12 protein-coding genes are annotated in these 12,854 nt (G+C 68.5%); 5 read left to right on the top strand and 7 right to left on the bottom strand.

From position 1 onward, the window contains the following. Positions 1-71 precede the first annotated feature (71 nt). Entirely contained in the window at positions 72-302 is a 231-nt protein-coding gene (locus ACKY0X_RS11900; RefSeq protein ID WP_046283061.1) for a dodecin family protein, read from the top strand. A 14-nt stretch (positions 303-316) separates the two neighbouring features. Beyond that, the gene (locus ACKY0X_RS11905) at positions 317-1,090 is read left to right on the top strand and encodes a methyltransferase domain-containing protein (protein WP_409426207.1); all 774 of its coding nucleotides are present in this window, start codon (positions 317-319) and stop codon (positions 1,088-1,090) included. A 19-nt stretch (positions 1,091-1,109) separates the two neighbouring features. Here the strand turns inward: ACKY0X_RS11905 and ACKY0X_RS11910 are convergent, their stop codons facing one another. Both ACKY0X_RS11910 and lspA read right to left on the bottom strand, forming a co-directional pair. After that, on the bottom strand, positions 1,110-2,030 hold the full coding sequence (locus ACKY0X_RS11910; RefSeq protein WP_409426208.1) for an RluA family pseudouridine synthase: 921 nt from the start codon (positions 2,028-2,030) through the stop codon (positions 1,110-1,112). 7 nt (positions 2,031-2,037) lie between these two features. After that, positions 2,038-2,661, bottom strand: coding sequence for a signal peptidase II (lspA, locus tag ACKY0X_RS11915; protein WP_409426209.1), 624 nt, complete (start codon positions 2,659-2,661; stop codon positions 2,038-2,040). 42 nt (positions 2,662-2,703) lie between these two features. Here lspA and ACKY0X_RS11920 point away from each other — a divergent pair, with 42 nt between their 5' ends. Genes ACKY0X_RS11920 through ACKY0X_RS11930 form a run of 3 tightly spaced genes read left to right on the top strand, consistent with a single transcriptional unit; the run spans position 2,704 to position 4,621 of the window. Then, on the top strand, positions 2,704-3,642 hold the full coding sequence (locus tag ACKY0X_RS11920; RefSeq protein ID WP_409426210.1) for an asparaginase: 939 nt from the start codon (positions 2,704-2,706) through the stop codon (positions 3,640-3,642). Between the two features lie 3 nt (positions 3,643-3,645). Then, the gene (locus ACKY0X_RS11925; RefSeq protein WP_409426211.1) at positions 3,646-4,107 is read left to right on the top strand and encodes a hypothetical protein; all 462 of its coding nucleotides are present in this window, start codon (positions 3,646-3,648) and stop codon (positions 4,105-4,107) included. A 34-nt stretch (positions 4,108-4,141) separates the two neighbouring features. Then, complete coding sequence (locus ACKY0X_RS11930) at positions 4,142-4,621, top strand: OsmC family protein (protein WP_409426212.1); 480 nt, start codon at positions 4,142-4,144, stop codon at positions 4,619-4,621. Here the strand turns inward: ACKY0X_RS11930 and ACKY0X_RS11935 are convergent. From ACKY0X_RS11935 to ileS, 5 genes are all read right to left on the bottom strand, one after another. After that, positions 4,618-5,973, bottom strand: coding sequence for a DNA polymerase IV (locus tag ACKY0X_RS11935; protein ID WP_409426213.1), 1,356 nt, complete (start codon positions 5,971-5,973; stop codon positions 4,618-4,620). The genes ACKY0X_RS11930 and ACKY0X_RS11935 overlap by 4 nt on opposite strands. Before the next feature lie 282 nt (positions 5,974-6,255). Then, the gene (locus ACKY0X_RS11940) at positions 6,256-6,600 is read right to left on the bottom strand and encodes a DUF732 domain-containing protein (RefSeq protein WP_409426214.1); all 345 of its coding nucleotides are present in this window, start codon (positions 6,598-6,600) and stop codon (positions 6,256-6,258) included. Between the two features lie 46 nt (positions 6,601-6,646). Next, positions 6,647-7,975 (bottom strand): PPE family protein, encoded by a 1,329-nt coding sequence (locus ACKY0X_RS11945; RefSeq protein ID WP_409426215.1) that lies wholly within the window; start codon positions 7,973-7,975, stop codon positions 6,647-6,649. A gap of 18 nt (positions 7,976-7,993) precedes the next feature. Further along, positions 7,994-9,253: a PPE family protein gene (locus ACKY0X_RS11950; protein ID WP_409426216.1), complete on the bottom strand. Its 1,260-nt coding sequence runs from the start codon at positions 9,251-9,253 to the stop codon at positions 7,994-7,996. Positions 9,254-9,641: 388 nt separating this feature from the next. Continuing rightward, positions 9,642-12,797, bottom strand: a complete 3,156-nt coding sequence (ileS, locus tag ACKY0X_RS11955; protein ID WP_409426217.1) for an isoleucine--tRNA ligase — start codon at positions 12,795-12,797, stop codon at positions 9,642-9,644. Positions 12,798-12,854: the final 57 nt, after the last annotated feature.

Raw genomic sequence — 12,854 nt, forward strand, 5'->3', positions numbered from 1 at the left:
TGCCGTTTCTCGGGACAGCGGGCGCCGCCGTGCACTACGTTGAGGTTCGGCGCAAGCGAGGAGAGTCATACATGAGCGTGTACCGGGTGATCGACATCATCGGGACCAGCCCGTCGTCTTGGGAGAACGCCGCGGCCGAGGCGGTACACCGGGCCAAGCAGACCATCGACGACATCCGCGTTGCTCAGGTCGTCGAGCAGGATCTCACCCTCGACGACAAGGGCGGGATCATCTACCGCACCAAGCTGCGCATCTCCTTCAAGATCCGGCCGCCGAAGTCGGCCAAGCCGGCCGACGAATAGCGCTAACGAGCTCGATGTCGCGCAGCTTCGACGATTTGGTGGCCGAAGCCGTCGCCGCACCCGTTGACGGCTGGGAATTCTCCTGGCTCGACGGCCGCGCCACCGAACAGCGACCGTCCTGGGGTTATCAGCGTCAGCTGGCCGGGCGGCTGTCGGGAGTCTCGGCCGCGGTCGACCTGCACACCGGTGGCGGCGAGGTGCTGGCCGGCGTGGAGAAGTTGGCGGAGTTCACGAGCTTCCCCCCGACTATGGCGGCCACCGAATCCTGGCCGCCGAATGCCGCACGCGCCACCGCGCTGCTACATCGGCGTGGCGTGGTGGTGGTGACGGTGCCGGACCGGCCGCCGCTGCCCTTCGGCGACGAGGCATTCGATCTGGTCAGCAGCCGGCACCCATTGGCGACGTGGTGGGACGAGATCGCCCGCGTGCTACGGCCCGGCGGCCACTATTTCGCCCAGCAGATCGGGCCGGCGACGATGCGCGAGCTGAGCGAGTTCTTTCTCGGGCCGATGCCGGGCAAAGGTGCCCAGTATGAGCCGGAAGCGGTGCGTGCCGAGGCGGCAGCCGCCGGCATGGAGGTCCTCGATCTGCGGCTCGAGCGGCTGCGGGCCGAGTTCTTCGACGTGGGTGCGGTCATCTATTTCCTACGCAAGGTGATCTGGACCGTGCCCGACTTTGCGGTCGAGGATCACCGTGATCGGCTGCGCGAGATGCACGAGCAGATCGAGTCGCAGGGGTGCTTCGTCGCACACGCCACCCGGGTGCTCGTCGAAGCCCGCAAGCCCTGACGCTGCGTTTTGGGTGCGCTCAGCGGTTCAGGATGTCCAAGGCGTGTTGCAGGTCAGCGGGATACTCGCTGGTGATCTCGATGCGCCGCCCGTCGCTGGGGTGGGCGAAAGCCAGTGAGCGGGCGTGCAGCCACTGGCGTTCCAGCCCGAGCTTGCGCGCCAACGTCGGATCGGCGCCGTAGGTGAGGTCGCCGCAGCAGGGATGGCGCAGGGCCGAGAAGTGCACCCGGATCTGGTGGGTGCGGCCGGTTTCCAGATGGACGTCGAGCAGGCTCGCGGCGACGAACGCCTCCACCGTGTCGTAGTGCGTGATGCTGTGCCGTCCGTCGGCGGTCACGGCGAATTTCCAGTCCGGTCCGTGATGCCGCCCGATCGGTGCGTCGATGGTGCCACTGGACGGATCCGGATGGCCCTGCACCAGGGCGTGATAGCGCTTCTCGACGGTGCGCGCCTTGAACGCGCGTTTGAGCGCGGTGTAGGCGCGTTCGGAGATCGCCACCACCATCACCCCGGAGGTCCCGACATCGAGGCGGTGCACGATGCCTTGGCGCTCCGGAACCCCGGAGGTGGTGATGCGGTAGCCGGCCGCGGCCAGGCCGCCCAGCACGGTAGGGCCGGTCCAGCCCACGGACGCGTGCGCGGCGACCCCGGGGGGTTTGTCGACGGCGACGATGTCGGCGTCGGAGTACAGAATCGTCATGCCCTCGACCTCGGCCGGGGTGTTCTCCAGCGGCGGCGGCGCCTCGGGTAGCCGTACCTGCAGCCACGCACCGGCGACGAGCCGGTCGGACTTGCCGGCGGCTACGCCGTCCAATTCCACATCACCGTTTTCGGCCAGGGTCGCCACAACATTGCGCGACAGGCCCAACAGGCGGGCCAGCCCGGCGTCCACGCGCATGCCGGCCAGCCCCTCGGGGACCGGCATGGATCGTTCGGTCACAGCCGCATCAGGCTTGCTCGCCGTTGCCGTCGGCGGCACTTACTGGAGGCCGCTCGTCAGCATCGTCGCCGGCGCGGCGGCGCCCCACCGCATCGAAGTCGAAGCCGAACACCGACAGCGCCACCAGCAGGATCGCACCGCCCACCACGGCCGGGTCGGCGACATTGAACACCGGCCACCAGCCGATCGACAGGAAGTCGACCACGTGGCCCTGCAGATGCCCGGGAGCCCGGAAGAACCGGTCCACCAGGTTGCCCAGCGCGCCGCCGAGGATCATGCCCAGCCCAATCGCCCACCAAGGCGACACCAGGCGGCGCGACATCCAGATGATGCCGAGCACCACCGAGCTGGCGATCAGCGTCAACACCCAGGTGTAGCTGGTGGCCATCGAGAACGCGGCGCCGGAGTTGCGGACCAAGGTCCAGGTCACGGTGTCGCCGATGATCGGCACCGGCTGGCCGGGGGTGAGCATTTTCACCGCGAGCACCTTGGTGACGACGTCCGCCAGCAGCACCACCGCGGCCACTGACAGCAGTAGCCCCAGCCGGCGGGGCGGGGCGGCGGGCTCCGTCTCAGGTGCCGCGGCCGAGTCCACCTCCGTCTCGGTCGAGTCGGTTGTCTCGTCAGTCACGCTCCCCATCATTCCTTAACCCAGGTGCGGCATGATCGCGGCATGCTGTCCAAGCGCCTCACCGTCATCACCACCGGCGGCACCATCTCCTGCAGCACCCAGGGCGACGGGGCGCTGCGGCCCGCCCGCAGCGGCTCGGACCTGCTCGCAGATACCGGCACCGCGGACGTCACCGTGGTGGACCTGATGGCGCGGGACAGCTCGCAGCTGGGCCCGGCCGACTGGGCTGCGCTCCTCGCCGCGGTCAATGCCGCGGTGGACGGCGGCGCCGACGGCGTGGTGGTCACCCACGGTACCGACACCTGCGAAGAGGGTGCGCTCTGGCTAGAACTCGGCTACCGCGGGGACGCACCGGTCGTGCTGACCGGGGCTCAGCGCGGTGCGGACGCCCCCGACGCCGACGGGCCGGGCAACCTGCGCGACGCCCTGGCCGTGGCCGCTGATCCGGCGGCCCGCGGCCTGGGGGTGCTGATGTGCTTCGCCGGCCGAGTGCTGGCCCCACTGGGGCTGCAGAAGGCCACCATCACCGGGCTGACCGGATTCACCGGTCCGCTGCTGGGCAGCGTCACCGAGGGACAGGTCACGCTGTCCGGCGACAAGACTCGGCCCTACCTCGGTGCACCGGCCACTGTGCCGCGGGTGGATGTCGTGGCGCTGTACGCGGGTGCCGACGCGGTCGCCCTGGATGCCTGCGTCGACGCCGGTGCGCGCGGGGTGGTGTTGGCCGCGTTGGGGTCGGGCAACGCCACGACAGCGGTCGTCGACGGCGTGCGCCGGCATTGTGCGGCCGGCGTCGTGGTCGCGGTGTCCAGCCGGGTGCCGGAGGGGCGCATCGGTGCGGACTACGGCCCCGGGCGCGCCCTGGTGGAGGCCGGGGCGGTGGTGGTGCCGAGACTGCGGCCGCCGCAGGCCCGGATCCTGCTGATGGCGGCGCTGGCCGCCGGGCGGCCGGTCGCAGACGTCATCGACCGGTGGGGCTGACCGATGGCCAGGATCCCCACCCTCCTCGGCGCCGCCGTTCTCATGCTCGGGTCCGCCGCAGCGGCCCACGCCGAGCCGCCGCCCGGGACGGACGCCGTCGACGACTACCCCATCGCCACCGGGAGGTACTCGTCGCCGACCGACTTCTACTGGGTGTTCTTCAGAACGCCGGACGGCCGCTCGTGCGGCATCGGGCCCAACGGCGGGCCGATCGGATGCGATGCGGTGCCGACAGACGCGCCCGACGGCGCCAACCAGACCGTGCTCGAAGCCGGCGGGGTGCCCGCGATGTACCGCCACAGCGACATCGCATCGTTCACCCGGGACGTGGATGTGCTGCCGGAGGGCCATCGACTGGAGAACTGGGGCTCCAGCTGTGCCGTGGGCTACCAGGGCGCCGTGACCTGCAAAGGCTATGGCCACCACGGGTTTACCGTCGCCAGCGTCTACGGTGTGCTGTGGTGACGACCCTGCACCACCCCTAACCCGTGGAGGCCGCGTGTCCACCCAACACACCTACACCGTGGATGTCAGCTGGACCGGCAATCACGGCAGCGGGACCAGCGACTATCGCAGCTACGGGCGCGAGCACGAGGTGGCCGCGCCGGGCTGTCCCCCTATTCCCGGCACCGCCGACCCGGCGTTCCGCGGTGATCCGACACGGTGGAATCCCGAGCAGTTGCTGTTAGCCGCACTGTCCCAATGCCACATGCTGTCCTACCTGTATCTGTGTTCGACCAACGGCGTTGTGGTCGTCTCCTACCAGGACAGGCCGGTCGGCACGATGATCGAGAACACCGAGGGCGGACACTTCACCACTGTCGTCCTGCAGCCGCGAATCGAGGTCGCCGACGCCGCGATGGTGGAGCGGGCGCTGGCATTGCATTCCGACGCCCACCGGATCTGCTTTATCGCCAACTCCGTCAACTTCCCGGTGCTGCACGATCCGGTGGTGCAGGCACTCCCGTTGACGAGCTAGCTGGGCTCCTCCGGGCGAGCGACGTAGTCCGGCCAGTCCAGGCTGGCCACGGGGTCGGCGCGGCTGATCCCCGGCTCGTCGTCGGGAAACGTGCGCACCGGGCCGGGACCCGAGCCGCGCGTCTCGAAGCGGATCGTCATCACCCCGTGCCCGGCACCCTGAACCCAACCGTGGCCGAGATCAGGATGGTTGACGTCATCCCCGACTCGCCACGATTCCGCTGCCGCCGGGGGAAGCGGTTCCCGCGCAGTCACTTCCGGTGATGAAGCGCCCATTTCTGAAAACTCCAAATCCGGGAACAGTGACTCCTGGCGAACATCGGTCAGCCCGGAAAACCCCACGCCAAGCAGCCGGATCGGGCCGATCTCCTGCGGATCGAGCAGCAGCCGGCCGGCCGCCGCCGTGAGCGCGGCGACGTCGGTGGTCGCATAGGGCAACGTGGCCGAGCGGGTCAGCACACTCATATCGGCCTTCTTGAGTTTCACCGTCACGGTGCGAGCACCGCGCCCGTCACGCAGCAGCCTGCGGTAGGCGTGCTCACCGATCGGACCGATCTCAGCCCGCAGCTGTTCCAAGGTGGTCAGGTCGACGGCGAAGGTCGACTCGGCGCTGATCTGTTTGGCCTCAGCACGTTCGGCAACCCGTCGGTCGTCGATCCCCCGAGCCAAGCGGTGCAGGGCCGGGCCGATGGTGGCGCCCAGAATGTCGGCGACCTCGCTGTCGGTCAGTGCGGCCAGCTGCCCGATGGTGTCGATGCCCAACCGGTGCAGCTTCTCCTCGGCGACCGGACCGATCCCCCACAGTCGACGTACCGGAAGCCCGTCCAGCAGCAGCCGTTCCTCGGAGCGGCTGACGACCCGCACCCCGTTCGGCTTTGCCAGATCGGAGGCGATCTTGGCGATCTGTTTGCCCGAGCCCGCCCCGACCGATGCCACCAGGCCGGTCTCGTCGAGTACTCGTCCACGAAGGCGTTCGCAGAACCCCAGAACCTCCGCAGCGGTTGCGCCCGCCAGCTCGGCCGGTTCCCCGAACGCCTCGTCGAAGGAGAGCTGCTCGACGACCGGAATCACCGCACGCACGGTCTCGAAGACCCGTCGGCTGGCCATACCGTACACGGCGCCCCGCGGCGGCAGCACCACGGCGGGGGCCCCCACCAGCCGGCGCGCCTGATGCATCGGCATCGCCGAGCGGGCGCCGAAGACCCGCGCCTCGTAACTGGCCCCCGCCACCACGCCGCGGCCCCCGAGCCCGCCGACCAGTACCGGCCGCCCCCGCAACGTCGGGCGGGTCAATTGCTCGACGGAGGCGAAAAACGCGTCCATATCCAGGTGCAGGACCCATCGGGCGTCCACGGGCTTCAGCCTATTGGGCGCTCCGTCTTGCGGTCGCATCCGACTGGTGTCGAGACGATGGCGAAGAATCTGGTACACCGGCTGCTGCCCCCGGCGCGGTCTTCGCCGGTAGCGACGGGGTGCACTCGACGAAGCTCCAGCCGATGCATCTTCGCGACACCTCCAACCCGGCCTCATCCGGTGCACTGCCAGACCGCTTGCGCAGCAAAGATTTCCGCGACGTACAGGTGGCCACGGCGGGCGGTCAACAGCGCTGGCTGGCCGTCAAAGGATGACGCAGCGCTACTTCGACCCTCCGCCGCCCTTGTTGAGCTGGTGCGGGCAATAGGTTTTCGCCGAGATCGCCGCGAACCGCGCCGCGTCGGCGACGGTCAAGTCGGGGTTGGCCTCGGTGATGTCGTTGAGCAGTTCGAGGCTTGTCTCCCCGTTGGCCGCCAAGCCGCAGAGCGCTTCGGCGGCGGCCACGGCTTGAGCCGGGTCGTCGAAGACGATCCCGACCTGCCGAAGCGACGAGATGAACTCCGTACTGTCGACGGCGCTGACCTCCACCGCAGTGGGGTCAGCGTGCCCGGGCGCGGCGAGGGCGAGCGCGGCAGCGGCGACGATCGGGACTAACAACAGCTTCATCGGGTTCCTCCTGGGGCGGCCGAGGTCGTGAGGCACCGGGACCGCGTCAGCCGAGCGCGGACTGCGATCCCGCGAGGGCACTGTCCTCGTCGTCGAGGACGTGCACCGCGTGGATGCCCGGTTTCAGGGACAGCTTCGCGACAAGCTCGTCGAGGCCGGCCTGGTCGACGTTCCAATGCTGGACCACATCCGGCGTCTGCTGCAATTGCGCGATCACCTGGTCGAGTGGGACCGGCGCCTCGCGGTCCTTGATGTTGGTCGACACCACACGGGCGACCGGGGCCACCGTGCGGGTGGCCGGCGCGCCCAATGCGCCGCCGGCCGCACTGCCCAGCGCTGCCGGGGCGAGCATGCCCGGAACGGTTCCCGCTGCGGGGGCGGCGCCCAACGCGGTCTGCGGCAGCGAGGTGGAGGCGAGCTGGATCGCCGAGGTGGCACTGGCCCAGTTCGGCGGCACCGACAACGCACCCACGCGCATCGCGCTGCCCGCAGCGGCCCCTGCTGCCCTGCTCAGACCGGCGCCCGCGGTCAATCCGGAGCTGTGCAGGCCGCCGAGCGCCGACTTCGGAATCACCGGGACCACTGCCTTGTACCCGGACCGGAACTGGGTGATCCCCATGTTGGTACTGGCATGGACGGCGTTGACCCACCCGGTCTGGCCGCTGACACCGTTGGCCAGCGAGAGGTGGCTCTCCCACAAGTTATGCGTGTAGGTGGTCCCGGTGAGGCCGTCGATCATGTTCTGCCAGCCGGTGTTATAGCCCGACGTCCACGAGTTGATCTCTTTGGTGATCAGCTGGATCAGGTCGGGTTCAGCGGAGGACTCCGCGCTTCCCGGGTCGCCGTTGGTGGTCCGCGGCGCCGCGGTGAACGAGGTCAGATTTGTGGCCTCCGCCGACGCGCCGGCGTACCCGAGCATGGCGGCGACGTCTTGCGCCCACATCCGGCCGTATTCCGCCTCGACAGCGGCGATCGCGGTGGTGTTCTGCCCGAGAATGTTGGTCGCCACCAGCGAGGCCAGCTGGCTGCGGTTGGCGGCGATCGCCGGCGGCGGCACGATTCCCGCGAAGGCCGATTCGTAGGCCGCTGCTGCGGCCGACGCCTGGGCGGCGGTCTGCTCGGCCTGTGCCGCCGTGGTCGACAACCACGTCACATACGGTGCGGCTGCGGCCGCCATGGCCGCGGCCGCCGGTCCCTGCCAGCCGCCACTGAGGCTTGCCAGTGCCGCTTGGTAGGAGGATGCGGCGGCGTGCAGCTCGGCGCCCAGCCCCGACCAGGCCGCCGCCGCGGCGAACAACGGGTCAGCGCCCGGTCCCGAATACAGCTGGCCTGAGATGACCTCTGGGGGCTGCGCTGCGAAACTCTGAAAAACCATGAACGCGTCCTGCTTTCGTTATTTCGCGATCGGCGGGATGACGATGACGGTGGCGGTAGTGGCGATATCGGGCCCCGTCTGGTTGTTGGTGACGTGACTGATTGCGCTGATCGCGCGGGTGGCGGTGGCACCCGCGGCCTGACGTATCGGTGTGCCGATCGCCCGCCCAGCCAGGCTTGACAGCGCCATCTGGCCGGCCAGCACGCCCTCGCCGTTTACCGCAAGTGCCGGGGCGGCCTCGAGCACGCTGGCCTGCAGCGCCACTGTGGCGGTCTTGACCGCCGGAACGGCGCTGGCCCAACTGGAAGGCACCGACAACGAGCCAATCAGACCGGCCCGGCCCACGGCCCCCGACACCGCCGCCGGAACGGCGTGCGAGCCGCTCAACAGCGGGCTGGACAACAACGGCGACAACGCACCGACGATCGGCTTTGGGCTGAGCGTGCTGCTCAGATTTCCGAGTGCATTGGCCACCGCCGGGATGCTGATGGCCATCTGGTAGACACTGCGGGCAGAGCTCAGGGCGTTGATACCGTAGGGGCCGTTCGCGGTGCTGATCACGCCGGTGAGGGTCTTGATGATCGCCTGGTAGTCGTCCACGATCTGGGTGGGCGTCAGCGGATTCGTAATCATGTTCTGCAGCGCGTTCGGGATCTGCGTGAGGAAGTCGGACAGGCTCGACTGCGTATTCGAGGCCGCCGCGGACTGCGCCGCGTTGGTGACCGCCACTGACTGACTGGCCTGGCCGCTGCTGTTGGTGGTCTCCGGCGGGGCGTTGAACGGCTCCAGCTTGCTGGCGGTCGCCGACGAGCCGGCGTAGGCGTACATCGCGGCCGCATCCTGCGCCCACATTTCGCCGTACTGCGCTTCGGTCGCCGCAATCGCCGGGGCGTTCTGTCCGAGGAAGTTGGTGGCCACCAGCGAGGCAAGCAGGGCGCGGTTGGCCGCGATCACCGGCGGTGGCACGGTCGCGGCGTACGCGGCCTCATAGGCGCCAGCAGCTGCCGTCGCCTTCAGCGCCGTCTCCTCGGCCCCCACGGCCGTGGCCTTCAGCCACGCCGCGTACGGGGCGGCCGCTGCCGACATCGATGCCGCTGAGGGCCCCTGCCACGCCGAGTCCGCGAGGTCGGCGATCACCGAGGCGTACGACGTGGCGGTGTAGTGCAGCTCGGTCGCCATCGCCGACCAGTTCGCGGCGGCGGCCAGCAACGGTGCCGAGCCGGGGCCGGCATACATTCGCGCGGAGTTGACCTCTGGCGGGAGTGCCCCGAAATCCATGAATGCCCTGCCCCTCTAGCCAAGTAATGAACGGACCCACCCGAGTTGCGTCACGCAACGGCTTGCCAGGTTCCTGGCAATTCGGGTGGGTCAGAACCAACCGCAGACAACTGTTCGTATGGCCTGAAGGTTAATCGGGGACGAACAGGCCCTGAAGTCGCCGACGTGGCAGTTCAGGGCCGTTTCGCCGACGTTTCACCGGTCTCACCGGTACTGCTTGTGCACGCCGACGGAGGTGTTTTTTACCACCGCAAACTGCATAAATGCCCTAATCGAGCTGTCAACAGCTGACGGCGCAGTCACCGTCCACGGGCCCCCGTCGACGATAAGAATCTCGGCGCGAGAAACTCGGCCCTGGCCGAGATCGGAAATTTCTGCGGCTGAGCCCTTAAGCCTTGTCGATGGACACCCGCACGCCGTCCCCGATTTCCACGGGATCGGCCGGCTCGCCGAATTCGAAACTGGTCGCCAAGATCTCGCCGGCGATCAACTCGGCGTGATTCTGCGCCCATTCCCGCCGCTGCTCGGGCACCGCGATCACCACGCTGATCCGGTCGGAGACCTCAAGGCCGCTGGATTTGCGCAGCTCCTGCAGTTCCCGGATCCGATCCTTGGCCCAGCCTTCGGCTTCCAGCTCGGGCGTCACGGCGCTGTCGAGCACCACCAGGCCGGCGCCTTCGGGCAGCGCCACGGTGTATTCCGGGTCGGCGGCCACCAGTTTGGAGGTGTACTCGCTGTCCAGCAACACCACCGGGCCCGCGCTCAGGGTGCCGTCGGGGTTGACGACGCCCTCGCCGGCCTTGACCGCCTTGATGGCGGCCTGGACATCCTTGCCCACGCGGGGACCGGCCACCTTCGCGTTGACCGCCAGATCGAATCGCCCGTATTGCGCGATGTCGTCGGTCAGCTCGACGGCCTTGACGTTGAGCTCGTCGGCGATCAGGTCGGTGAACGGTGCCAGCCGCTGCGGGTCGTTGACGGCGACGGTGAGTTTGGGCAGCGGCAACCGGACCCGCAGCTGGTGCGCTTTGCGCACCGACGACGCCGCCGAACAGACCTCGCGGACCTGATCCATTGCCGCCACCAGCGCGGCATCGGCGGGCAGATCGGCAGCCTCGGGCCAGTCGGTCAGGTGCACCGAGCGTTCCCCGGTGACACCGCGCCAGATCACCTCGGTGGTCAGTGGCAGCAGCGGCGCGGCCAGTCGCGCGGTGATCTCCAGCACGGTGTGCAACGTGTCGATCGCGTCGGCGTCCTCGTCCCAGAACCGCTGCCGGGACCGCCGCACATACCAGTTGGTCAGTGCCTCGGTGAACTGGCGCAATTGCTCACAGGCGCCGGAGATATCGCAGACATCCAGGGCCTGGGTCAGGTCCTCGCGCAGCGACGCCAGCTTGGCCAGGATGTAGCGATCCAGTACATGCCGCGAATCGGTGCGCCAGACACCGGGTTTCGGGGCGTACAGCGTCAGGAAGGTGTAGGCGTTGGTCAGCGGCAGCATCACCTGACGTACGCCCTCGCGGATGCCCGCCTCGGTGACGATCAGGTTTCCGCCGCGCAGGATGGGCGAGGCCATCAGGAACCAACGCATCGCGTCGGAGCCGTCGCGGTCGAACACCTCGCTCACATCCGGGTAGTTGCGCAACGACTTGCTCATCTTCTGCCCGTCACTGCCCAGCACGATGCCGTGTGCCACACAGGTTTTGAATGCCGGACGGTCGAACAGCGCGGTTGCCAGCACATGCATCATGTAGAACCAGCCGCGGGTCTGGCCGATGTATTCGACGATGAAGTCGCCCGGGTAATGGGCAACCTGCCCTCCCCCGCCGTCGAACCATTCAGAGTTCTCGAACGGATAATGCACCTGGGCATAGGGCATCGAGCCGGAGTCGAACCAGACATCGAGCACGTCGGGGATGCGCCGCATCATCGACCGGCCGGTCGGGTCGTCGGGGTTGGGCCGGGTCAGCTCGTCGATGTAGGGGCGATGCAGGTTGTCCGGCCGCACCCCGAAGTCGCGTTCCAGCTCATCGAGGCTGCCGTAGACGTCGATTCGCGGATAGGCCGGATCGTCGGATTTCCACACCGGAATCGGCGTGCCCCAGTAGCGGTTTCGGGAGATCGACCAGTCGCGCGCGCCGCGCAGCCAGTTGCCGAAGATCCCATCCTTGATGTGCTCGGGATACCAGGTGATCTCTTCATTGAGTTCGACCATTCGGTCCCGGAACTCGGTGACCCGGACGAACCACGACGACACCGCCTTGTAGATCAGCGGGTTACGGCAGCGCCAGCAGTGCGGGTACGGGTGCTCGTAGGTCTCGTGGCGCACCAACACCGCGCCGTTGGCAGCGGCCGGCCCGGTGCCGTTCTTCAGATCGGCGATGATCGCCTTGTTCGCGTCGAAGACATGCTGGCCGACATAGTCCGGCACAGTGACGTCGAAGCGGCCCTTGGCGTCCACCGGAGTGACCGGGATGATTCCGGCCGGGTCGGTGGTGTTCTTGTCGTCCTCGCCGTAGGCGGGCGCCAGGTGCACGATCCCGGTGCCGTCCTCGGTGGACACGAAATCGGCGGCCAGCACTCGGAAGGCGTTCGCCGAATCCATGAAATACGGGAACGGCGGCGCATAGCGCACATCGAGCAGCTCCGAGCCGCGGTAGCTGCCCAGCACCTGCGCCTGGTCGCCCTCGCCCAGGCCCAGCTCGCGTGCGTAGGCACCCAGCCGCGCCTCGGCGAGCAGGTATCGCCGCTCGCCGGCCGCGACCAGCACATAGGTCACATCGGGGTTGACCGCCACCGCTTGGTTGGACGGCAATGTCCACGGGGTGGTGGTCCACACCAACAGGTGAGCACCCTCGAGCTCAGCGGCCGGTCCCCCGCCGACAATCCGGAACCCGACGGTCAGCGCCGGGTCTTGGCGGCTCTTGTAGACGTCGTCGTCCATCCGCAGCTCATGGTTGGACAGCGGGGTCTCGTCGCGCCAGCAGTACGGCAGCACCCGGTAGCCCTCGTAAGCCAGGCCCTTGTCCCAGAGCTGCTTGAACGCCCACAGCACCGACTCCATGAACGGCAGGTCGAGGGTCTTGTAGTCGTTGTCGAAGTCCACCCAGCGGGCCTGGCGGGTGACATAGGCCTGCCACTCGGAGGTGTAGCGCAGCACCGAATCCCGGCATGCCTGGTTGAACGCGGCGATGCCCATGGCGTCGATCTGCGACTTGTCGGTGATGCCGAGCTGGCGCTCCACCTCCAGCTCGGCCGGCAGCCCGTGGGTGTCCCAGCCGAACCGGCGCTCCACCTTGTAGCCACGCATGGTGCGGTAGCGCGGCACGATGTCCTTGACGTAGCCGGTCAGCAGATGCCCGTAGTGCGGCAGGCCGTTGGCAAACGGTGGCCCGTCGTAGAAGACGTATTCTTGCGCGCCGTCGCGGCGGGCGATGCTGGCCCGGAAGGTGTCGTCGGCGGCCCAGTAGTCCAGGACGGCGGCTTCAGCCGCCGGGAAGTCGGGGGCGCCGGCGGTCGGCTTCGGATAGCTGCGTTCGCTCACGGTGTGTCGTCTCCCAAGGGCCCGGCCCGGGGACGACGCCGCGCGGTTGCGCGAGCG

Origin of the sequence: Mycobacterium sp. SMC-11, from assembly GCF_046250095.1 — a bacterium.
GTDB lineage: Bacteria > Actinomycetota > Actinomycetes > Mycobacteriales > Mycobacteriaceae > Mycobacterium > Mycobacterium heraklionense_A.